General features: G+C 64.7%; 19 protein-coding genes and 1 pseudogene. 12 read left to right on the top strand and 8 right to left on the bottom strand.

Annotation, left to right across the window (positions count from 1 at the left end):
- Nucleotides 1–2 precede the first annotated feature (2 nt).
- Entirely contained in the window at nucleotides 3–734 is a 732-nt protein-coding gene (locus tag LZC95_05825; GenBank protein WXA96354.1) for a FadR family transcriptional regulator, read from the bottom strand.
- A gap of 57 nt (nucleotides 735–791) precedes the next feature.
- Here LZC95_05825 and LZC95_05820 point away from each other — a divergent pair, with 57 nt between their 5' ends.
- The 4 genes and pseudogenes from LZC95_05820 to LZC95_05805 all read left to right on the top strand — a co-directional run bounded on the left by LZC95_05820 (nucleotide 792) and on the right by LZC95_05805 (nucleotide 4531).
- On the top strand, nucleotides 792–1943 hold the full coding sequence (locus LZC95_05820; protein ID WXA96353.1) for a mandelate racemase/muconate lactonizing enzyme family protein: 1152 nt from the start codon (nucleotides 792–794) through the stop codon (nucleotides 1941–1943).
- A 77-nt stretch (nucleotides 1944–2020) separates the two neighbouring features.
- Entirely contained in the window at nucleotides 2021–3112 is a 1092-nt protein-coding gene (locus tag LZC95_05815; protein ID WXA96352.1) for a sugar ABC transporter substrate-binding protein, read from the top strand.
- Nucleotide 3113: 1 nt separating this feature from the next.
- Nucleotides 3114–4079, top strand: coding sequence for an ABC transporter permease (locus LZC95_05810; protein ID WXA96351.1), 966 nt, complete (start codon nucleotides 3114–3116; stop codon nucleotides 4077–4079).
- Nucleotides 4076–4531, top strand: a pseudogene (locus tag LZC95_05805) (ATP-binding cassette domain-containing protein). Before LZC95_05810 ends, LZC95_05805 begins: the two are co-directional and overlap by 4 nt.
- 292 nt (nucleotides 4532–4823) lie before the next feature.
- On the opposite strand, the gene LZC95_05800 reads toward LZC95_05805, so the two are convergent.
- Nucleotides 4824–6311, bottom strand: coding sequence for a B12-binding domain-containing radical SAM protein (locus LZC95_05800; GenBank protein ID WXA96350.1), 1488 nt, complete (start codon nucleotides 6309–6311; stop codon nucleotides 4824–4826).
- Nucleotides 6312–6467: 156 nt separating this feature from the next.
- On the opposite strand from LZC95_05800, the gene LZC95_05795 reads away from it, so the two are divergent.
- From LZC95_05795 to LZC95_05785, 3 genes are all read left to right on the top strand, one after another.
- Nucleotides 6468–7220, top strand: a complete 753-nt coding sequence (locus LZC95_05795; protein WXA96349.1) for an alpha/beta fold hydrolase — start codon at nucleotides 6468–6470, stop codon at nucleotides 7218–7220.
- The gene (locus LZC95_05790; protein WXA96348.1) at nucleotides 7217–7972 is read left to right on the top strand and encodes a MerR family transcriptional regulator; all 756 of its coding nucleotides are present in this window, start codon (nucleotides 7217–7219) and stop codon (nucleotides 7970–7972) included. The genes LZC95_05795 and LZC95_05790 overlap by 4 nt, the downstream gene beginning before the upstream one ends.
- A gap of 185 nt (nucleotides 7973–8157) precedes the next feature.
- Nucleotides 8158–9462: an erythromycin esterase family protein gene (locus LZC95_05785; protein ID WXA96347.1), complete on the top strand. Its 1305-nt coding sequence runs from the start codon at nucleotides 8158–8160 to the stop codon at nucleotides 9460–9462.
- Nucleotides 9463–9465: 3 nt separating this feature from the next.
- Here the strand turns inward: LZC95_05785 and LZC95_05780 are convergent, their stop codons facing one another.
- A complete protein-coding gene (locus LZC95_05780; GenBank protein WXA96346.1) occupies nucleotides 9466–10473 on the bottom strand; it encodes a pyridoxal-phosphate dependent enzyme in 1008 nt (335 codons plus the stop codon).
- A gap of 81 nt (nucleotides 10474–10554) precedes the next feature.
- On the opposite strand from LZC95_05780, the gene LZC95_05775 reads away from it, so the two are divergent.
- The 4 genes from LZC95_05775 (at nucleotide 10555) to LZC95_05760 (ending at nucleotide 14078) form a co-directional block, all read left to right on the top strand.
- Complete coding sequence (locus LZC95_05775; protein ID WXA96345.1) at nucleotides 10555–11466, top strand: LysR family transcriptional regulator; 912 nt, start codon at nucleotides 10555–10557, stop codon at nucleotides 11464–11466.
- Nucleotides 11467–11534: 68 nt separating this feature from the next.
- Nucleotides 11535–12260, top strand: a complete 726-nt coding sequence (locus LZC95_05770) for a hypothetical protein (GenBank protein WXA96344.1) — start codon at nucleotides 11535–11537, stop codon at nucleotides 12258–12260.
- Nucleotides 12261–12270: 10 nt separating this feature from the next.
- Entirely contained in the window at nucleotides 12271–13317 is a 1047-nt protein-coding gene (locus LZC95_05765) for a histidine kinase (GenBank protein ID WXA96343.1), read from the top strand.
- Entirely contained in the window at nucleotides 13314–14078 is a 765-nt protein-coding gene (locus LZC95_05760; protein WXA96342.1) for a response regulator, read from the top strand. The genes LZC95_05765 and LZC95_05760 overlap by 4 nt, the downstream gene beginning before the upstream one ends.
- Nucleotides 14079–14088: 10 nt before the next feature.
- Here the strand turns inward: LZC95_05760 and LZC95_05755 are convergent, their stop codons facing one another.
- The 3 genes from LZC95_05755 to LZC95_05745 all read right to left on the bottom strand — a co-directional run bounded on the left by LZC95_05755 (nucleotide 14089) and on the right by LZC95_05745 (nucleotide 18066).
- On the bottom strand, nucleotides 14089–14745 hold the full coding sequence (locus LZC95_05755; GenBank protein ID WXA96341.1) for a hypothetical protein: 657 nt from the start codon (nucleotides 14743–14745) through the stop codon (nucleotides 14089–14091).
- Nucleotides 14745–16724: a hypothetical protein gene (locus tag LZC95_05750; protein ID WXA96340.1), complete on the bottom strand. Its 1980-nt coding sequence runs from the start codon at nucleotides 16722–16724 to the stop codon at nucleotides 14745–14747. The genes LZC95_05755 and LZC95_05750 overlap by 1 nt, the downstream gene beginning before the upstream one ends.
- 451 nt (nucleotides 16725–17175) lie before the next feature.
- Nucleotides 17176–18066, bottom strand: coding sequence for a LysR substrate-binding domain-containing protein (locus LZC95_05745; protein ID WXA96339.1), 891 nt, complete (start codon nucleotides 18064–18066; stop codon nucleotides 17176–17178).
- 77 nt (nucleotides 18067–18143) lie between these two features.
- On the opposite strand from LZC95_05745, the gene LZC95_05740 reads away from it, so the two are divergent.
- The gene (locus LZC95_05740; GenBank protein WXA96338.1) at nucleotides 18144–19202 is read left to right on the top strand and encodes an SDR family oxidoreductase; all 1059 of its coding nucleotides are present in this window, start codon (nucleotides 18144–18146) and stop codon (nucleotides 19200–19202) included.
- Between the two features lie 45 nt (nucleotides 19203–19247).
- On the opposite strand, the gene LZC95_05735 is transcribed toward LZC95_05740, so the two are convergent.
- Nucleotides 19248–20135 carry a dihydrodipicolinate synthase family protein gene (locus LZC95_05735; GenBank protein ID WXA96337.1) on the bottom strand — a complete coding sequence of 296 codons (888 nt, stop codon included), beginning with the start codon at nucleotides 20133–20135 and terminating at the stop codon, nucleotides 19248–19250.
- A gap of 10 nt (nucleotides 20136–20145) precedes the next feature.
- Complete coding sequence (locus tag LZC95_05730) at nucleotides 20146–20460, bottom strand: NIPSNAP family protein (GenBank protein WXA96336.1); 315 nt, start codon at nucleotides 20458–20460, stop codon at nucleotides 20146–20148.
- Nucleotides 20461–20470 lie beyond the last annotated feature (10 nt).

Raw genomic sequence — 20470 nt, 5'->3', positions numbered from 1 at the left:
TCTCAGTGCCTCTCGATCCGTTTGACGGCTTCGCTCGTCGTTTCCAGGAGCTTTTGCATGGCTTTGGCGGCTTGCTTCGGTTTGCGGGCGCGCACGGCCACGAGCACGGCTCGGTGCAGCGGCAAGGTGGCCTCTACCCCGCCGGGGGCATGCGAGCTCGCCTCCAACCCGTGGTAAAGGCTCGTCTCCAGCAAGCGGCCGAGGTGCTCGATGAGCCGATTTCCGCACGCGCGCAGCAGGGTCAAATGAAACGTGAGATCCGCCTCGACGAACGCCGCCTCGGCCTTCGGCAAGCGCGGTGCGTACTTCGCCATGGCGGCGTAGGACGACTCCAAGGTGGCAATGTGCTCGGCACTGGCCCGCTCCGCAGCAAGCTGCGCAGCCGCAGGCTCCACCATGAGCCGCAATTCGAGCAAATCCTCGAGAAAGGCCGGATCGGCGACATGGCCATGCCAATCGATCACCTCGCGGTCCATCAAGTTCCACTGTTCGCGTGGAAGGACCCGCGTCCCAAGACGCGGACGCGGCTCCACCAGGCCCTTGGCCGCGAGCGCTTTGACGGCCTCGCGCACGCCACCGCGGCTCACTTTGAGCTGCGCCGCCAGATCCGCCTCGTTGGGCAACTGCGTACCGTCGGCCAACTCTCCCGAGACGATGCGGCGCCCCAACCACTCCACCACTTGGCCGTGCATCGTGCGATGCTGCCCCAGGGGACTCGAATTTGCGTTGTTCACGACCCAATCATTGGATGATTGATCCATTCTGTCAAACGTCTTAGCTTTGGGTGCAGCATGAAGATCACCGGAATACGCACCCACGTGCTCGGCACGCCGTGGCGCAACCTCACGATCGTCGAAGTGCTCACCGACGAGGGCATTACCGGCCTCGGAGAGGTGCGCATGCTCAACCACACCGACGCGCTCCTCGGTTATCTGCAAGAGGCCGTGCCCAACCACGTGTTGGGGGCAGACCCCTTCGAGATCGAGGGACTGGTGCTGCGCATGACGCGGCACGACTACGCCCGCCCGGGCGAAATCGCGATGTCCGCATTGGCCATTTTGGAAATCGCGTGCTGGGACATTCAAGGAAAAGCGCTGGGCCTCCCGGTGTACAAACTGCTCGGTGGCGCAGTGCGCGATAAGATCAAAGCGTACGCCAATGGCTGGTACCAGGTGGAGCGCACGCCCGAGCAGTTCCATGCCGCAGCCAAGCGCGTACTCGAACGCGGCTACCGCGCGCTGAAGCTCGATCCGTTCGGCGCGGGCATGTTCGAGCTCGACGCAGGGGAAACTTCGCGCTCTCTGGCCCTCGTGGAAGCCGTGCGCGATGCGGTGGGGCCCGATGTGGAGATTCTCCTGGAAATGCATGGGCGTTTCAGCCCGAATACGGCCATCCGGCTCGCCGGGCAGCTGGCCAAATACCGACCCGAATGGCTCGAGGAGCCGGTGCCGCCGGAGAACCTCAAGGCCCTCGCAAAGGTGCGCGAACACACGGATATTCCCATCGCCACCGGCGAACGCTTGCACACGCGCTTCGATTACCGCGAGCTGTTCGAGCTGCAGGCCGCCGACATTCTGCAGACCGACATTACGCACTCCGGCGGCCTGCTCGAGGCCAAGAAACTCGCCGGCACGGCGGAGACGCACTACATGCTCATGGCCCCCCACAACGTGGGTGGTCCCATTTCCACGGCGGCCAATCTGCATTTGGCGGCAACGACCGTCAATTTCAAAATCCAGGAGCACTTCAACGACTTTGCCGACAGCTACGTCAAAGAGTGCGCACCGGGGTTGCCCGAAGTTAAAGATGGCTATTTTCCTCTGCCAAACGGACCGGGCCTGGGGGTCGAGCTCAATCGAGAAGCCCTGGCCAAGTATCCTCGCGCAAAAGTGAATTTCAATTTGTTCGCGGAAGGTTGGGAGCGCCGGCAAGCGAAGTCTTGACGGAATGTATGAATCATCCAATGATTCGTAGATTCGCTCGAGGCGTGGGCCGGAGCGAAACACTCGAGGGAGCGATCATGAAAGAGGAAAGCCTTGCCTCGCGCAGGACAGCGCTGAAGCTATTTGGTGCGGGGGGCGCTGGCGCATTGCTGGCGGCCTGTAAAGGCGCGGCCAGCGAAAATCTGGCCAATGCGCAAAAGTCGGTGGGGAGCTTCCCGAGCACCCCAGGGTGGAAATTCGTATTCGTCAACCACGTCACCACGAACTCGTTCTTCGTGCCGACGCGCAATGGCCTGACCGATGCCGCCGCGCTTCTCGGCCTTCCCACGCCACAATGGACCGGTTCGCAATCGGGCAATGTGGCGGAGATGGTGAATGCGTTCGACACCGCCATCAACAGCGGCGCCGACGGCATCGCCGTGGCCCTGACCGACAACAACGCGTTCATCGAACCGACCAAAAAAGCGCTCGGCAAGGGCATTCCGGTCATCGCCTACAATGCGACGGCGGCGAACAATTTCCCGCTGACGTACGTGGGGCAGGACCTTTTCCGGTCGGGGTTCATGATGGGCCAACGCATTGCGCAGCACGTGCAATCGGGCACCATCCTCGTGGGTATTTCGCAGCCCGGTGGCAACAACGTGCAACCGCGGCTCGATGGAATCCTGGCCGCGCTCAAGCAGGCCGCGCCCCAGGTCACCGTGCAATCCGTGAACACGGGCGCCGAGCAAGCGGGCGAGCTCAATGCCATGACCGCCGCCTTTCTGGGTAAGCAGGACGCCAAGGGCATCTACGCCGTCGACGCGGGAAGCACGGCGGCCATTGCGCAGCTGGTGACCTCGCGCGGCATTCAAGGCAAGGTGCACGCGGGTGGGTTCGACCTTCTCGCCGACACCATCAAGGGCATCTCCAACGGCGCGCTCGAGTTCACCATCGATCAATCGGCGTACCTGCAGGGCTTTTTGCCCGTGCTCTACATGTACTTGTACCGATTGTCCGGCACCTTGGTCACGCCGCCGGTCACCGACACCGGGCTCACCTTCGTGACCAAGGACAGCGTCGGTCCGTACGCATCGGCGGACAGCAAGTTCGAAGGAGGCTCCAAGCAGGACCTCATCACCATGCCGAGCTCCATCCCGTTGCCGCCGGCGACCCTGGCGAACAAGTAACGTGCGCAACCTCATTCAGATCAAGGAGCTGAGCATCCTCCTGGTCACGTTGGTGGCCGGCATCTACTTCACGGCCACCAGCACGGGGTTCAACAGCGCGGACAATTACCGCACGATTGCGCAGTACGTGGCCCCGTGGGCCATCGTGGCCAGCGGACAGGTCATGCTGCTCATTTGCGGCGAAATCGACCTTTCCGCGGGCTTCGTGTTCACGTTGACCCCATTCGTGCTCACGCTGTTCCTCAAGAATGGCGCGCCGTTCGCCGTCGCGCTAATCGGGGCCCTGATGGTCGCGGCGCTGATCGGCGCGGTCAATGGTTCGATCCGCACGCGGCTCAATCTTCCGTCGTTCATCACGACGTTGGGGATGGCCTTTCTCCTTCAGGGCTCGTCACTCATCATTTCCAATGGCTCGCCGGTCCCCGCGCCCACGTCGGCGGACAGTGGCTTGGTGGGCATCTTCGGTGCTTCGCGCTGGGCGGAGTTTCTCTGGGCGCTGGTCATCGTGGCGACGATGCAGATGGTGCTCTCGGCCACGCGGTTCGGCATTCACACGCAAGCCACCGGGGGAAACCCGGTCGGTGCCGCGGAGTCGGGCATTCTCACGAACCGCGTGAAGGTCGTCAATTTTGCGCTGACCAGCGCACTTTCGGGTTTCGCGGGCCTCTTACAAGGTATCCGCGTAGGTTCGTTCGATCCCACCAACGGTGGGTTCAACACCATGTTCTTCGCGGTGGCCTCCGCGGTCATCGGAGGCACCGCGTTGCTGGGTGGTTCGGGCACGGTGGTGGGCGCCTTGCTGGGCGCCATGCTCCTGGGCATCGTTTACGATGGATTCAATTTGACGGGTGTAAACGCCAACGCCTTCAACGTGGTCCTCGGCATTGCCATTCTGGTGGCCATGTTGCTGAACGTTTACCTCACCGCGCTGCGCAAGCGCGCGGGCTCGCTGCGGAGGACGGCATGACTGCCGAAGTGATCCGGGTCGAACACATCAGCAAGCGCTTTGGCCCGGTCACAGCGCTGCGGGACATCAATCTGTACGCCCGCAAGGGCGAGATTTTGGGCCTCATCGGCGACAACGGCGCCGGGAAGTCCACGCTCATCAAGATCCTCACCGGCTTTCACCGCCCGGACGAAGGGCGAATGCTCTGGGAGGGGCAGCCGGTGGAGCTGCGCTCGGTCACCCATGCGCGGTCGCTGGGCATCGAGACGGTGTTCCAGGACTTGGCCATGGTGAACGAGCTTCCGGTGTACCTCAATTTGCATTTGAACAAAGAGCTCGTGCACAAGCCCTTTCCGTTCTTGCGGCGGAAGGAAATGCAGCGCCGTGCGCGCGAGGCACTGGATGCCATTGGGATTCACATCCCCTCGGTGACCACCGAGGTGGGGAACCTCTCGGGCGGACAGCGCCAGGCCATTGCCGTGGCCCGCTCCGTGACGTCGAATGCGAAGCTGCTTCTCTTGGACGAGCCGCTCGCGGCCATGGGGGCAAAGGAGGGCGGGCTCATTCTGCGGTTGCTCACGCAACTGAAACAGCGCGGCGATATTGCCATGATCCTCATTGCCCACAACTACAGCCAGGTGGTGGACGTGTGCGATCGGGTCAATCTGCTGCAGCACGGCGAAATCACCTTCGACAAGCCGTGCAAGGAGACCTCCGTCGCCGAGCTGCTCGATTTGGTGCACGCGGAATACCGCTTCAACGGCGTTACACGCTCGGCCGAACCGGCCACACGAGAGGCCCCGGAACCGACGGCGCCTTTTCCAGCCGCTTCCGATAACGCAGGTGGCGCAGGCGCGTCGCATGGACGAGAGGCGCCCACACCGCGTGCGTGAGGCGGTGGCGAATGAGGAACTTCCACAGCCAATTGGATCGTTTGTACAGCAAGGCCATCGCAAGATAGGGCAACACGGCCGGCGCCTGCCGCGGGCGCCGCGCCCAAATGGACCGCAGCGAGAAGAGGCGCTGGTAAATCCATTCGTAGCCCGCCTCGAGTTGCTCCGGCGTCATGTGCTTGGGCCGAAAGACGCAATGGGCGGTGTCGTAGAGGGACCAATCCTTGTGCAAAATGCGATTCTCGCGTTCCATGCGCGCAAAGAGCGGCGTATTGGGGTAGGGCGTGAGGATGTGAAACGTGGCGCACTCGAGCCGCTGTTCCTCGATGAAGTTGGCCAGCTTTTCGAAAGCCTCGGGCCGGTCCTGATCGAAGCCGAGCACGAAGCTGCCGTTCACTTGAATCCCATTCGCGTGAAAGAGCTGGATGCGCGCCGCATAATCCTCCGCGCGCGGTGAGCGCTTGCCGGCAAGGCGCATGTTGTCGTCGGTGAGGCTTTCGAATCCGATGAACACGCCCGTGCAGCCGGCGAGGGCCATGTCGCGGACCAAACTTGGGTCGTCGCTCACGTCGAGGGTAACGGCCGCACTCCAGATTTTGCGGAGGGGGCGGAGGGCGGTGCAGAGCTCGCGCAGGTAGCGGCGGTTGGAGCCAAGATTGTTGTCGACGAACACGCCGTACGGCGCGCCGGTGGATTCGAATTCCGCGGCGACCTGCTGCGCGGTGCGCATTTGGTACTTGATGCGCGTATCGCCCGTGGCCAAGTAGCAAAAGTCGCAACGATTGTGGCACCCCTGGGTGGCGATGAGGGATGCCGGGGTGAGAAATCCCCAGCGCGGGAGAACACTGCGATCGGGCGACGGGTCGGAGGCGTAATTGCGGTATTCGGCATGGTAGCGGCGCTCGAGTTTCCCGTGCTCGATGTCCGAGAGAATTTTCGGCCAAATGGGCACGCCGTTGCCGATGGCCAGGGCGTCGCAATGCTCTGCGACTTCGTCGGGGCACGAGAGCGCGTGCAATCCACCGAGGACGACGATGCTGCCGCGTGCGCGGTACCAGGCCGCGAGCTCGTACGCGCGCTTGGCAAAGGTGAGATGGACGGTGATGCCGACGACCTGGGGGACATCGTCCGCGGGCGGGGGGCCTTGAAGGAGGTTTTCGTCCCAGAAGCGGACCTTCCACGGCTCGGGCGTCGCGCCGGCCAAGCTGGTGAGCGCGAGGCTCGGCGTGAGCACATGCTTGCCGAAGCTGGCGTGGATGTCCTTCGCGTAAAAAGGATTGATCAAGAGCACCGTATACGGCACCGGCTCGCCGCGCACCGCGGGCGGCAAGATGGGTGCATTCTGCATTGGATCGGGCATCGTACGTCCTTTCGTTCGAAGGAAGTACGTCTGCGAAGCGCACGGAATTCACGACGATCCCGCGAGCGGTCGAAACCCGGGGGCGAGCGGTCGCTGGACAACGCCCCTTGACCCTCCCCCGGGGGAGACCTCCAGGATGGGCGACCGAGGTGATTCATGAGCAAGTACGAAGCGGGCTTGGATGGCGTGACCTTTCCTTCGAACGGGTGCAAACTCTTGGGCGGTTTCTACCGCGCTGCCGGCGACACGCCGCGGCCCACGGTGGTGCTGCTCCATGGCACGCCGGGCATCGAGAAGCACCTGGACATCGCGTATCGGTTGCGAGACCTCGGCTTCAATTGCCTGTATTTCCACTTTCGAGGGAGTTGGGGATCGGAGGGGTCGTTTTCCTTCGCCCATTTGGCCGACGATACGCGCGCGGCGCTCGATTGGGTGCGCCGGCATCCGGTTGTCGATTCGGAGCGCATCGCGCTCGTGGGTGGGGCGATGGGCGGTCATGCCGCGCTCCTGGTGGCAGCAACGGACGCACGGGTGCGCGCTGTGGTCGCGATGTGTCCGCTCATCGACCCGGGCGCGTTCGAACTTCCCGAGGCCATGGCCCATGAGTTTTCGACCTTGCTGAATGGGGTCACGCCGCGCGAGCTTCTGGACCAATGGCAGCGCGTGCGCTCGCTCCACGAGGTCGTCGACGCATTGGCAGGGCGACCCATTCTTCTGGTCACCGCCGACGGCGATGAATTGTTTCCCCCTTCGCACTACTCCGATTTCGCCGCCCGGCTCCCGAATGGCCATTGGGCGCGCGCGGAGCGAACCGATCACGCGTTCAGCATGGCCCGGCCGTGGCTCGTCCACACCGTCACCGATTGGTTGAGGACTCGGAGCGGTCTGCTACCTTCGAGGGAGGCATGACGCTCTCCATCGGCGCATTCTCACGCTTGACGGGCTTGTCCGTAAAGGCGCTTCGCCTCTACGACGCCGCGCGCATTTTGAGGCCTGCCGAGGTCGACCGAGCCAACGGCTACCGCCGGTATCGCCTCGCGCAGCTCGTCGACGCGCAGCGCATTCTCACGCTCCGGCAAATGGGAATGCCCCTCGTCGGCGTGCGACGCGGCTCCACCGATCGCGGGTCGCTTCTCTCACTCCGCGACACGCTCCAAGCGCAAATGGAGGCCCTTGCCTCGCAATTGAGCGCCGTAAACGAGGCGCTCGCGAGCACCTCCCTACCGGATGCCGGCAGCGCACCGGCCGTCGTCGTCAAACGCGTTCCCAGCATGCGCGTCATTGCAAAGCGATACAGGCTCGGCCACCAGGGAGAGGCCGATGCCTTGCTCGACTCGCTCTTCGAGCGCGATTCGGCGGCCATCTCCGGGACCATTTGGCACGACTGCGGCTCGCGCTCGGGAAACGTCGATGCCCAGGTCTTCCTCGTCCCCAAGCAGACGAAGGCGCGCCCCGATGCCACGACGCTACCTGGATTGACCTGCGCTTCCTGCCTCGTCGGCGCCGACGACTTCGACCTCGCCTACCGGGCCTTGAGCCATTGGCGCCGGCGGCGCGGTCATCGCCAGGCCGGCCCTTATCGAGAACTCTATTATCGAGACGAGAACAACGACGGATGGTTGGAGGTACAGCTGCCCGTCACACCGGCCTCCGACGGGTAGGCGTATTTGGATATTGCCTCGCAGACTCGCCCGTTGCGCCATATCGTTCAAATTCGATAAACGAACCGTTAGGCTATCGTGAATGGACGATCGGCGGCTGGCCGCTAGAATGCGCCGCCAAGCAACGGGACGTTTTCGTGGGCGCGACGCCCACCTCCCGTGATGGCGTTGGTAAGGAGCTTCGAATGTTCGCGTCGAGAACGGCGATTCGGCCGAAGGGTGTCGGCTGGGCACTCGCCTTCGTGGTGGCCATGGCGGGATGCAGTACCCACGACGATAGCCTCGAGTACCATGGCTCGGGAACCGTGGAGATCGTGCCGGGCGTCTATTCTTTTTCCGATTCCGCCCCCGCCCCTTCCGCGGATGATTTGTCACCGCTATTCAGATGGATTGGCGACGCGCAATACGTGGGCCTCGGAGAAAGCGTCCACACGTCGGGAGGCTTCAATGCGGCAAAAGCGCGCATCGTCAAGGGCCTGATCGAGCGGGGAACCCGCGTTTTTGCGCTCGAGGCTCCACGCACACCTGCGGCGAGGGTCGAGCAGCATCTTCAGACCTGCCAAGGTCCCGTTCGAGATGCCCTCGCCAATCGCGGCATCTACGGCTCTTTTGCCGATGACAACATGGAGGCACTTCTCGGCTGGATATGCGAATTCAATACGGCCCATCCGACGGACAAGGTTCACTTCTACGGAATCGACGTTCAGCAGCCGGAATGGGATTATCCCGAACTCGAAGCCTTCATGGCGGCCGCAAACCCGCAGGACTCACGGCGTCTGATCGATGGATTGCGCAGCTGCCAACGGGAGGCACCGATCACACGAGACCAGACGAAGCCGTATCCCAAAAGCGAACTCGAAGAATGTCTACGTGGCCTGGATGCCGTGGACGGCTACATCGCAGAAAACCGGGCGCAGCTTGAAGCCGCGAGCTCGAAAGACGGTATCGCGCGTGCCGAGATGGCGGCCATCAGCTTTCGGTCCTGGCAAACCGAATTGGAGGCGATCCAAAACAACGACGAAAAGACGGTACGGAACGTTCGCGACGTCGCCATGCATCGCATCTTCCGCCGCACCCGTGATCTGCACTTCGCCGGGAAGAAGGTCGTCATTTCGGCCCACAACACACACGTGACCGCCCACAATCACGAGGTGACCGACAACCCCATCGCGGGGGCAACGTCATTCGGTACCGAGCTCGCAAAAGAAGTGGGAAGCGCCTACGTGGCCGTCGGAGTCGTTGGATACTACATGGAGATCAATCGACCGGGTCACGAGCCGGTGGCCATGGCGAGCGCCACGTCGTTGGAGGGCAAACTGCACGCCCTTGGGCATCCCTCCCTGATCGTGGATACGGAGTCTCCTTGGATAGGAAAGGAGCAAGTGTACATGGTGGGCGAACCCGAGGGCGGGAACATGGTGCCGTCGCACCAATATCGGGCCCTCGTGTTTCTCGAGCATTCGCCTCCGATGAAGGCTCTCTTCTGGTGAGCGTTACGCGCTCGCCGTCACGATGGAGATCTTGCGCTCCAAGTTCTCGCGCTTGAATTCGGCGGAGAGCACCTCGGGCATTTCGCGCTCGCTGGCGTTGCCGCCGCTGCACACCACGGCGACGCGCTGCCCGGCGAAATCCTCCGGGTACGAGAGCACGGCGGCGACGGCGGCGGAGCCTGCGCTTTCCGCGAGCGTGTGCGCGTGGGTCAGCATCAGGCGCTGCGCGCAGCGGATCGCGGAATCGCTTACCAGCATGAAGTCGGCGAGCTTCCCGCGGAGGATTTCCTGCGGAAGGGCGAAGCCCCGGCCGGTGGCGAGGCCCTCGGCGATGGTGCGGTTCGACTGCGAGACGCATTTCCCGAGGCGCCAGGATTCGTGCGCCGCCGGCGAAGCCTCGGATTGCACCGCGACGACGCGGCACTTCGGGGCCATGGCCGCGGCCACCAAGCAAGCTGCGGCGGCTCCGGTGCCGCTGCCCACGGGCACGATGACCGTGTCGAGATCGGGCACCGACTCGAAGATTTCCATGTAGCAGGTGCCCACGCCCGCCACGAGCTCGGGCTCGTCGGCGTGGAGCAGGCGCATCCCTCGTTCCACGGAGACGCGTGCTGCAGTGGCCGCCGCCTCGTCGACCGTCGCGCCTTCGAGCAGCACCTCCGCCCCCAGCGCCCGCACGGCCCGCACCTTCTCGGCGTTCGCGCGTTCCGGCATCGTGATCACGCAAGGCGCCCCGAACTGGCGCGCCGCGTACGCGATGGACTGCGCATGGTTGCCCGTCGAGTACGTGACCACGCCGTGCTTTCGGTACTCGGCGTCCATCGAGGACAGGATGGTGAGGCCGCCGCGGATCTTGAACGCCCCCGTGGGCTGCACGTTCTCGTGCTTCACGTACACCTTCGTGCGGAGGGCTGCGTCCAGCACGGGGTAAGACCACATCGGGGTCGGCGTGAGATGTTCTTTGATCACGCGCCGCGCGCGTAGCACATCGGTGAAGTTCGGAATGCGCATGGGGTCACCGTCGCAACGTTTGGTACATACGTCCAATGCCAATGTTGGCGACAATACATAGATGCGGTCTATATTTGCGTCATGCTTGATTTGACGCGCCTTCGTGTGCTCGCCACCGTGGCAAAACACGGTTCCGTGACCACGGCGGCCGAGGTGTTGCACTATGCACAACCCTCGGTCAGCCACCACCTGGCCCGGCTCGAGGAGGAGACCGGCGCCAAGCTCGTACAGCGGGTGGGGCGCGGGATCCGATTGACCGATGCGGGCCGGCTCCTCGCCGATCGGGCTACCGAGATCCTCGGCCGCCTCGACGCCGCGGAGGCGGAGCTCGCGGCGCACGTCGGGCTGCGCGAAGGAAGGGTGCGCCTTGCGGCATTTCCGTCGGCGCTGGGTACCTTCGTTCCCGCCGCCGCCGCGATCCTGGCGGAGAAGCACCCGCGCCTCCAGCTCTCGTTCCTCGAGGCCGAGCCCCCGGAGGCACTGCAGATGCTTCGCGCGGGCAACGTCGACGTGGCCGTGGTGTTCCAGCACGATCTCGCGGCCGCCGACGACGAGGGCGAGCACGGCATTCGCCTCACGCGCCTTCTCACCGAGCCGGTGTACCTCGTGGTGCCCAAGGGCCAGCGCCGCGGAACGGATCTCGCGGCGTACGCGAAAGAGCGCTGGATCGCAGGCTGCGAGCGTTGCCGGCGCCACCTGCTCGCGCAGTGCGCGCTGGCGGGATTCACCCCGCAGATCGCCTTTACGACGGACGACTACATCGCCGTGCAAGCGCTGGTCGCGGCAGGCCTGGGGGTCACGACCTTGCCCGAGCTGGCGCTTCTTTCCGCGCGCCACCCGGGCCTCATCACGCGAGCTCTTCCAGGGGCGGAGCGCTATGTGCTGGCGGCGACCTACGGTCAACCGCCGGATCCGCCTGCGACGGTGGCCCTGCTCGATGCGCTCGCCGTTTCGGCCCGCCGCCGAGGCCGCCCCGCATCCCGCGACCGCTGACGGAGGGTTTGCGACCGCTCGGCCCGAGCCGCCATCGTCGCCGTGCGCGGGCGACCTAGTTTTGCACCATGCGCAAGTGGCTCGGCGTTCTCGTTGTGTCCCTGGGCGTGGCCAGCACCGTCGACGAGGGCCACGTCGCCGTGGCGGCCGCCCACATGATTCGCATCACCGGCTACTACCGCGATCCCGACGTGGCGAAGCTCCCCGAGGTGATGTCCGCAGCGTATGCGCGGGCTCGCGAGCACGACGTCGAGCTTATGCCGCGCGATCCCATCGAGTTCGGCGATGTCCAGCACGCGGCCGGTGTCCTCATTTTTCTGCACGGCTTCGCGGGCAGCTTCGTTCTCCCGTGTTGGGAAATCTCGCGCGCCGCCGCCCGTGCGAACCTCGCCACCGTCTGCCCTTCGACGGGCGTGAACGGCGACTGGTGGTCCGCGTCGGGCGAGCGAACCCTCCGCGCCACCGTCGCCGCCCTGCGCCGGCGCGGGGTCAAAAGCTTCTACCTCGCGGGCCTCTCGAACGGCGGTGTTGGCGCGACCCTTCTGGCACCGCGCATGCGCGGCACCTTCAAGGGGCTCATTCTTCTTTCCGGCGCCTCCGCGAGCGCCGCCAACCCCGGCATTCCCGTGCTCGCCGTACAAGGCCGGCGCGACACGATGATGCCTGCGTCCATGGTTCGCGCGTACACCCGGCGCGTGGGCGGGAAGTACGTCGAGCTCGATGCGGGGCACTTCGCCATGTTGCTTCGGGCGGAGGAGACCCACCATGCGGTGGTTTCGTGGCTCACGAGGTAAGCTCTCTCCCATGTCGGTACGGTCCACGGTTCGGGAAACGACCCGCGCGCTTCTCGCGCCGAAGCGGCTCGTGCCCGTGCTTCTCGTGGCCATCCCGCTGATCATTGCCCAGGGCCGCTTCAGCGACGATCCGCTGGCCGTCTCCTTGGCCATCGTCGATTGCCTCGCGTTCGTGCTCATCGCTCCCCTCGCGTGGCGCGTGCTCGTGCCCGACGATGGCAGTCCACGCCGGCGCATCCTCGGGCTTTTGGCCTATGCGGGCCTGGGCACGGGCGTGGTCGTGACCCTCGGCGTCGCCGTGCCGCAGCTTCTTTCCATGCGCCTCACGTTCTTGACGACGGCCCCGAGCCTCTTCGTGTCGGTGGCGCTGTTTCTCGTGGGCGGCTGGGGCCTGGGCCGCGACATCGGCCTCGAGGCAAGCCTTTCCCGCGAGCGGGCGCGTGCGGCCGCGCTTGCGCGCGAAGCGGAAAGCGCTCAGCTTCTCGCGCTGCGCGCACACTTCGATCCGCATTTTCTCTTCAATACGCTGAACGCGATTGCCGAGTGGTGCCGCGACGACGGCGAAACCGCGGAGCGTGCTATTTTGCAATTGTCCTCGATGCTGCGAACCATCCTTCAAGGCGTCCGCTCCCCCACGTGGCCTCTGTCCAAGGAGCTCGAGCTCATGAAGGCTCTTTTTTCGCTGCACTTGATTCGTGACCCCGCGGCGTTCTCGCTCACCTGGGACGTCGACGAGGCCGCCGCCGAGACCAAGGTTCCACCCATGGTTCTTCTTCCGCTGGCCGAAAACGCGGTCAAACACGGTCCCGCGGCGGGCCATCGTGGCGAAATCGCGGTGCGCGTTCATCTCGATGCCGGCGCGGTGCTCTTTTCGCTGGAGAACCCTGGGGCATACCGCGGCGCGCGCCCGGGAAGCGAGGGGCTCCCCATCGTGGAGCGAAGGCTCGCCGTCGCGTACGGCAATACCGTGAAACTCGATATGGCGTCGCTGGGGGAGCGCACGCGCGCCCAATTGCGACTTCCCACCAAGGGCCCCGATGCCGGGGTGCTCGTATGACAGCGCTTCGCGTCCTCATTGCCGACGACGAGGAAATCGCCCGAAAGCGCCTTACGCGTTTGCTGAAGGGCATTCCCGATATCGAACTTCGCGGGGAGTGCGCCGATGGCATCGCCGTGCTCAAGCGCGTCGCGGAAGGCGATATCGATGTGATGCTACTCGATATTCAAATGCCCGGCCTCACCGGCCTGGAGGCCATGGCCCTTCTGCCCGAGGACGGGCCGTACACCATCTTTTGCACCGCCTACGCGGAGCACGCCGTCGCCGCGTTCGACGTGGGGGCCATCGATTACCTGCTCAAGCCCATCGAGGGCGAGCGCCTGGAAAAAGCGCTGCAGCGCGCCCGTTCCCGCGAGGCCCGCGAGCGCTTCCACGCCGAGCTGCGCGAGCAGCGCCAAATTGCCCAAACTGCGCTGGCGCGATTGGCCATTCCCACGCAGCAGGGCATCGTACTCGTCGACCCGCGCGAGGTGAGCCACGCGTTGCTCGAGGGGGAGCTCGTGACCATTTACGTCGGCGGGCAAAAGTACTTCACCGATTTCTCGCTGCAGACCTTGTCGGAAAAGCTCGCCCGCTTCCCCTTCGAACGCGTGCACCGCAAGGCCCTTTTGAACCTCGAACACGTCGTCCACCTCGAACCTTGCCCCACCGGCGGCTACGTCGCCCGCACCCGCACCGGCGCCACCGTCGAAATCTCCCGCCAATCGGCCCGCGCCCTCCGCAAACGCCTCGGCCTCCGCCGCTCGGCGGACGAGGAGTAGTCCGTTCATCTCAAGGAGTAGCGTGCACGGCGACGCTCACGCTGAGAATCGGCTCGGGGTCCTGGGTCGATTTGCTTAGGCTCGCGCTCACGCGGATGCGGCGTGACTTGGGCGAGGTGGAGGTGGCGGTCCAGGTTCGGGCGATGGCGCTCGATTTGGGGCCGTTGGGATCGGCCGTGTCGATGCGCAGGTGCCCGTGGCTGCAGTTGTCGGCGGTGGGCCACACCACGTGGACGAAGTGATCGTCGCGGTAGGCGTAGACCTTGCGCGTGTCGCCCGCCGCCGCGAGGAAGCTTGCCACCGGCTTCAGATCCATGGTCTCGGTGCGAAAGCTTTTGGCCGCGCGGGTGCGCCGGTCGACGAAGACGTGCTCGATGCTCAGCGATGCCGCGCCGTCTTGCTCCTGCAAGTGCTCGACACGCACGGGCACGATCCGCTCGGGGCCATAAATCGAGACGGAGGCTGCCATCGACTCGACGCCCGCGTGGGCCACGCAACCATCGGCCACGACATCGAGGCCGTCGCCGGAGGTCGATACCACCCGAAGCCCCGGCACGCCCTCCCCGGCTGCAACGCTCGCGGGCGGCTTTTGCAACGCTGGGTCTCGCATCGGAGCTTGATGAAGTTCGGAAAGCAATACGACGGCGGCAGCGATCAATGGCTTCATCACAGGCTCCGAACGTAGGCTTCCAGGGCCTCGAGATCCGAGGGCGTCAGATGCGAGACCTTGCCCATTTTGCCATCGGTCTCGACCAGCAAAGTACGGAGCGATGCATAGCGGCCGTCGTGGAAGTAGGGCGCGCTGCCGCCGACGAAGCGCAGTGAAGGCGTGTCGAACTCCCCCGTCACGTCGGAGGCGGCGCGGCTCGAGACGTCGTGCCGCAGCCCGTCGGGATTGCCGCCGTTCTTGCCGTGGCACGAGGCGCAGCCGGCCTCGGTCGAGTGGAAGATCTGCGAACCGCGCTCGAGGCGTACGGTGCTCGCATCGCTCTCACGTGGCGGCGGGGGGGCCATTTGGGTCACGTAGGCCACCAACGCGTCGAGCTCGTGCGGTGCCAAACCGCGCCCGCGAAGCCGCTGAAACGTGTGCCCGAGGTGGGCGGCCACGTCGTCGCCGCTTCCCACCCACGCGTAAGGCGCCGTTCCCTCGAGACGTCCCGCCAGGATCGGCGTCTGCCGCGGACCATCGGGCGTTGCCCATGTGATCGTGTCGTCGCGGCCATCGGGATGGCACGACGCGCAGGCCCGGCCGTCGGACGAAATGCGCGCATCGCCCGCCGCGTGAAAGAGCCTTCGGCCCAGCGACAGATCCGCCGTCTCGGCGCGGGCCGAACGCCGGCTCAACGCGAGGCGCAGCACAGGGGCCGGCTCGGCCGCGTCGCCCAACGGCACCGCGTTCAAGGTTCGGTCGAATTGCGACCACACCAGGGCGCGATGCGACGGCGCATCGATGGCGAGGCCCACCGGCCCCGAGGCGACGCGCCAACGACGCAGCTCCGTGCGATGCGGCTCGGTGGAGGCTGCGTCGTACTCGACGAGGGCATCGCTTCCCACGCAGGTCACGAACAGCGATCCGCTTCCCGGATCGACCGCCGCCGCGCGCGGCAAGAGGCACTCGGTGTCCTGCGGGGAATGGCTTCGATCCGAGCGCACCAGCAGCGATGCCTCGAAGGGCCGATCGGAGCCCTGATCGATCACCGCGACATCCGGTACCTCGGTCGGACCGCCGCTCACCGAGCCGTACCCGTCCGACGGCTCGCGCGTGTCGCCGTTCTCCACGAGCACCTGCGGCGCAAGCACGCGCCCCGTCGGGGCGACGCTCTTGGCCAGGGCAAATCCCTGGCACGAAAGCCGTTCGACCTTCTCCGGCGCCTCGATGGGCTGCTCCAGCGACTTCGCGCGGCGCTTCGAAATGGGCCGGCGAGCCCCCTTCCCGCGAAACCTCGGTCGCTCGTCTTGGCCTTTGAGGCCGATGCTGGCCACCGCGTGCGCGTCGGCGCGAAGATCGATGACGCTCATCGCCGAGCCCACGGCATGCGCGACGTAGGCTTTGGCGCCATCGTCGGAAACGACGACGCTGCGCGGTTCCCGCGGCAGATCGACCTGGTATTTTCGGTGCAAGTCGCTGCCATCCAGCGCGGTGAGCGCATGGCCCCAGCCCGAGGTCACGATCACGGTGGCATCGTCGGGGGTCATCGCCAGCGCCACCGGCTCCGTCGCCGTATCGACGGTGCACCGCTCGACCATCGTCCCGCCCTCGGCGGGCTCGAACACGCGCACCTGGGCTTTGTCGCGCAGGGTCACCAAGAGACGACCGTCCGCGGTCATCATCATTTGCCCTGGGGTTCCGCCCGCATCGAACGTTGTTCGCTCGAGCATCGATCCCAGGTCGATGACATGAATCGACCCATCATCCTCATCCGCCACGTACGCCAGACGATTCGGCCCCGCCGTTGCAAGCACCACCAGCGCGCCCTGCCGGTTCCGATCCTGCGTCGCGGGCACCGCGGCTGGGTGCGTGCGCAAGCATGCACTCGCCAACTTGGCCGGCGGGCGCGCTTCCGAAAGGACTCCGCGGCCCGCACCGCATCCGGAGGCCACGACCACACCGAGAACCCCGACCCCGCGCACCCATCCTCGCGCCATCGCCCGCACCTCTCGCCTAGCCAACGCCGATCTTCGAAAGCCGCTTCCGAGCTACGTCTCGAAATTCGGAAAGATCTATGGCCCGTCTCTTTTAACGATGGGTGCTGAAGCGTAACGCGTCACAAATCCGCCGTGAGCTTCACGGAATAGGCGCGGCCGGAATCCTTCACGCGGTAACAAGGCTGTCACCGGCGCCAAAGGTGAACGAGTCTTTATCACGGGGCGTGCCGACGCCATTGGGTTCGATTTTTTTCGCCATCGACGCGGTAAACGTAATTTTTGACGAAGGCGATATTTTGAAGGCGTCGCGAATGAGCGCACAACTGCTTTCTGCGCACGTGGCTCGATTCTGGCCATGGAATTGGCACCAATGTCTTCAAGCGCGTCGAGGAAGACGCCCAAGTGTTCGCATTCCTTTTCCGCGAGTCGATATCGCGTATGCCCATCGACCCTAAGGAGTAGCGAACGCCGATGCCAAATGGTCGATCAGGGCCCGCGCGCGGCTCGGAAGATGACGTCGACTTGGATAGACGGCGTATAAGTCAGCCGCGCGCACGTATCGATTCAATACGGACTCCAATTTGCCCGATTCCAGATCGCGCTCCACGGCCCAGAAGGACTTGAGAGCAATCCCCAATCCCTCGAGCGCCCACGCTCGCACGAGCTCCCCATCGTTCGAGCTGCGGCGCCCTTGAACACGCACTTCGAGCGGCCCGCGATCCTCGGTCGTGAACATCCACGTGGCGTGATTTTGCCCGTCAGGCATCCAGAGCAGGCATTCATGCTCGGCTAGATCCGCGGGGGTGAGCGGGCGTGGACGGCGGGACCAGTAGCTCGGTGAGGCACAGACCACGCGGTGGCAGCGGGCGAGTTTGCGCGCCACCAAGCGATTGTCTTCGAGCTCGCCCGTGCGCAAGGCCACGTCGAAACCATCGCGCACCAGATCCACGACTCCGTCCGACAGGTGAAGGTGGATCTGGACGCGCGGGTGCTCCTCGGCAAAGGCATCGAGGATCGGGCGCAGCCGCCCACGCCCTAGGTCGGAGGGGGCGGTGATGCGCAGGCTTCCGCGCAGCGAGCCCTTCAGGCGGCCGATGCACGCCTCGGTGCGCTCGATCTCGTCGAGGATGCGCCGGCAGTCGACCAGGTAGCGCTCGCCCTCGTCCGTGAGGCGGAGCCGGCGCGTGCTGCGCACGAGCAGGGCCACGCCCAGGCGATCTTCCAGGGCGGAGAGGCGCGCGCTGATGGTCGAGGGCACGGTGGACATGGCCCTCGCCGCCGCGCTGAGGCTTCCGCGGTTCACGATCTCCAGGAAGGTCTGCATCTCGAGAAGGACGCTCATCTTTCGAATTTATCGAAAGGTGTTGTCGGGTCCAGGCCATTTCTCGAGCAGCGCCCCCCGACCCTACGCAAGCGAGCATGACGAAACGAAAGAAAGTCGCATTGATGGTAGGCGCTCGCGGCATCATTGGCAGCCATTTGATTGATCACCTCGTCGAGGCCGGCGAGTGGGATGTCGTTGGCCTGTCCCGACGCGGCGGGGTTTCGACGGACCGTGTGCGCCACATTGCGGTCGATTTGCTCGACGCCGACCAGACGCGGCAAAAGCTTCGCGACCTCACGGACGTGACGCACGTGTTTTACACCGCCTTCCAGGACCGGCCGACCTGGGCCGAGCTGGTGGCGCCCAATTTGAGCATGCTCGTTCACGTGGTCGAGGCCATCGAACCGGTGGCCAAGGGGCTCGAGCACGTGAGCCTGATGCAGGGCACGAAGGTATATGGCGCGCACTTGGGGCCGTTCAAGACGCCCGCGCGCGAGAGCGATCCGCCGCACATGCCGCCGGAATTCAATGTGGATCAGCAGCAATTCCTGGAAGCGCGCCAGAAGGGCCAATCATGGACTTGGTCCGCACTCCGGCCGCCCATGGTGTGCGGCTTCGCGCTCGGGGTCCCGATGAACTTGGCCATGGTCATCGCCATCTACGCCACCATGTCCAAGGAACTCGGTGTGCCTCTGCGCTTTCCCGGCAAGCGCGGCGCCTACGACAATCTATTGGAGGTGGTCGACGCCGGGTTGCTTGCACGCGCCACCGTTTGGGCCGCCACCGATCCAAGGTGCGCCAACCAGGTATTCAACATCAACAACGGAGACCTTTTCCGATGGAGCGAGATGTGGCCCAAGATCGCGCGCTTCTTCGAGCTGGAGGTGGCGCCGCCATTGCCGATGCCCCTTGCCGTGGTGATGGCCGACAAAGAGGCAGTATGGAACTCCATCGTGGAGAAGTACGGACTCGAGCGCCACTCGTTCGCCGAGGTGTCGTCCTGGCGCTTCGGCGACGGCATCTTCTCGGCGGACTACGACATGATCGCCGACGCCTCCAAAGCGCGCCGCTTCGGGTTCCATGAATTCGTGGATACCGAAGAAATGTTCACGCGCGTCTTTACCGACTTCCGGCGGCGTAAGGTCATTCCCTAACGAGACCACCTTCCTCGTAGGTTGGCCCACTTCCTCGAGCGATCGCTAAAGGTCCTCCTCAAGGGTTCTCAATATTGCCTCGAGCTGGACGCGGTCTTTGCCGGCGAGGGGCAGAATCGGACGGCGGGGGGCACCGACGGGGCGGCCCAGGATTTCAAGTGCCGTGTGGCAGACGCTGACGTGGCCCTTGTCCATGAGGAAGGACATGAGAGGGGTCAGGCGGCGCTGCAGCAAATGGGTCGCGGATAGTTCTTGCGACCCGTTCGCAAGAGTGAAAAGACGGCGGCAGGCGCGGGGGACGATGTTGACGGCGCCGGAGGTCCAGCCGGTGGCGCCGAGGCGCAGGGCTTCGACGATGGAGTCGTCGCGGCCGCCGAAGATGCGCAGGCGGCCGTCGGTGGCCTCTTTGATATGTGGGATGCGCAGAAGATCGCGGGCGCTCTCTTTGAGGTATTGCACCCGGCCGTCTTCGCAGAGGCGCACGATGATGTTCGGCGTCATGTCCACGCCGGTGAGCACGGGGCTGTTGTACGCAAAAATGGGAACATGCGTGGCGGCGGCAATGGCGCGGTAGTGGGCGCAGAGTTCGGCCTCGTTCAATGGCCAATACGTAATGGGCACGACCAGAATGGCGTCGGCGCCGGATTTCTCCGCGTGTTCGGAAAGGCGCACGGCCTCGGCCGTGGTGATGGCGCCCGTGCCAATGGCCACGGGAACGCGGCGCGCGACGTGTTTCGTGATCACCTCGGCGACACGACGGCGCTCGGCCTCGGTGAACGAGCCAATGGATCCCGTGCTGCCGAAAATGGCGACTCCATCGACGCCGGCCTCGATGAGCGTGTCGATGTGTGTGCACCATCGGTCTTCGTCGATGGATTCGTCCGGGCGGGTCGGCGTCACCGAAAAGGCGACGAGTCCTTGGAATTCACCCATGGTCGTAGGACTATCGCAATGGGGAGAAGCGCGCGGGGATGAGAATCTTGTTCTCCTGCCGCGTGATGAGCGGGCGCACGCGATCGGCATACCTCTGCCAATCCGGATCGGCATACAATTGGGCGCGGCGCTCGGAACGCTGTTTCAGGTCGTCGTAGCCGACCATGAACGTGATTTGATCCAGTTCGCCAATTTCCGACGAGAACACCCCGATGAGATTTCCCTGCGTTCGGGCGTGCTTCTCGAGCCCTTGGGACTCGTACAAAGAATAAAATTCAGGGATTTTGCCGCAATGAAGCGTGTACGTCCGCACCTCGATGAACATGCATGGCCTC

This window comes from Sorangiineae bacterium MSr12523 (genome assembly GCA_037157775.1).
GTDB lineage: Bacteria > Myxococcota_A > Polyangia > Polyangiales > Polyangiaceae > Pendulispora > Pendulispora brunnea.
The sequence above is the reverse complement of the archived record's forward strand: the minus strand, read 5'-3'. Positions and strand labels throughout refer to the sequence as shown.

Bases quoted from the DNA above. Each gene is read 5' to 3' on its own strand.
- LZC95_05755 (WXA96341.1), bottom strand. From the start codon at position 14,745: ATGAAGCCATTGATCGCTGCCGCCGTCGTATTGCTTTCCGAACTTCAT.
- LZC95_05800 (WXA96350.1), bottom strand. From the start codon at position 6,311: ATGCCCGATCCAATGCAGAATGCACCCATCTTGCCGCCCGCGGTGCGC.
- LZC95_05795 (WXA96349.1), top strand. From the start codon at position 6,468: ATGAGCAAGTACGAAGCGGGCTTGGATGGCGTGACCTTTCCTTCGAAC.
- LZC95_05740 (WXA96338.1), top strand. From the start codon at position 18,144: ATGACGAAACGAAAGAAAGTCGCATTGATGGTAGGCGCTCGCGGCATC.
- LZC95_05815 (WXA96352.1), top strand. From the start codon at position 2,021: ATGAAAGAGGAAAGCCTTGCCTCGCGCAGGACAGCGCTGAAGCTATTT.
- LZC95_05785 (WXA96347.1), top strand. From the start codon at position 8,158: ATGTTCGCGTCGAGAACGGCGATTCGGCCGAAGGGTGTCGGCTGGGCA.
- LZC95_05820 (WXA96353.1), top strand. From the start codon at position 792: ATGAAGATCACCGGAATACGCACCCACGTGCTCGGCACGCCGTGGCGC.
- LZC95_05775 (WXA96345.1), top strand. From the start codon at position 10,555: ATGCTTGATTTGACGCGCCTTCGTGTGCTCGCCACCGTGGCAAAACAC.
- LZC95_05780 (WXA96346.1), bottom strand. From the start codon at position 10,473: ATGCGCATTCCGAACTTCACCGATGTGCTACGCGCGCGGCGCGTGATC.
- LZC95_05730 (WXA96336.1), bottom strand. From the start codon at position 20,460: ATGTTCATCGAGGTGCGGACGTACACGCTTCATTGCGGCAAAATCCCT.
- LZC95_05750 (WXA96340.1), bottom strand. From the start codon at position 16,724: ATGGCGCGAGGATGGGTGCGCGGGGTCGGGGTTCTCGGTGTGGTCGTG.
- LZC95_05760 (WXA96342.1), top strand. From the start codon at position 13,314: ATGACAGCGCTTCGCGTCCTCATTGCCGACGACGAGGAAATCGCCCGA.
- LZC95_05770 (WXA96344.1), top strand. From the start codon at position 11,535: ATGCGCAAGTGGCTCGGCGTTCTCGTTGTGTCCCTGGGCGTGGCCAGC.
- LZC95_05765 (WXA96343.1), top strand. From the start codon at position 12,271: ATGTCGGTACGGTCCACGGTTCGGGAAACGACCCGCGCGCTTCTCGCG.
- LZC95_05735 (WXA96337.1), bottom strand. From the start codon at position 20,135: ATGGGTGAATTCCAAGGACTCGTCGCCTTTTCGGTGACGCCGACCCGC.
- LZC95_05790 (WXA96348.1), top strand. From the start codon at position 7,217: ATGACGCTCTCCATCGGCGCATTCTCACGCTTGACGGGCTTGTCCGTA.
- LZC95_05745 (WXA96339.1), bottom strand. From the start codon at position 18,066: ATGAGCGTCCTTCTCGAGATGCAGACCTTCCTGGAGATCGTGAACCGC.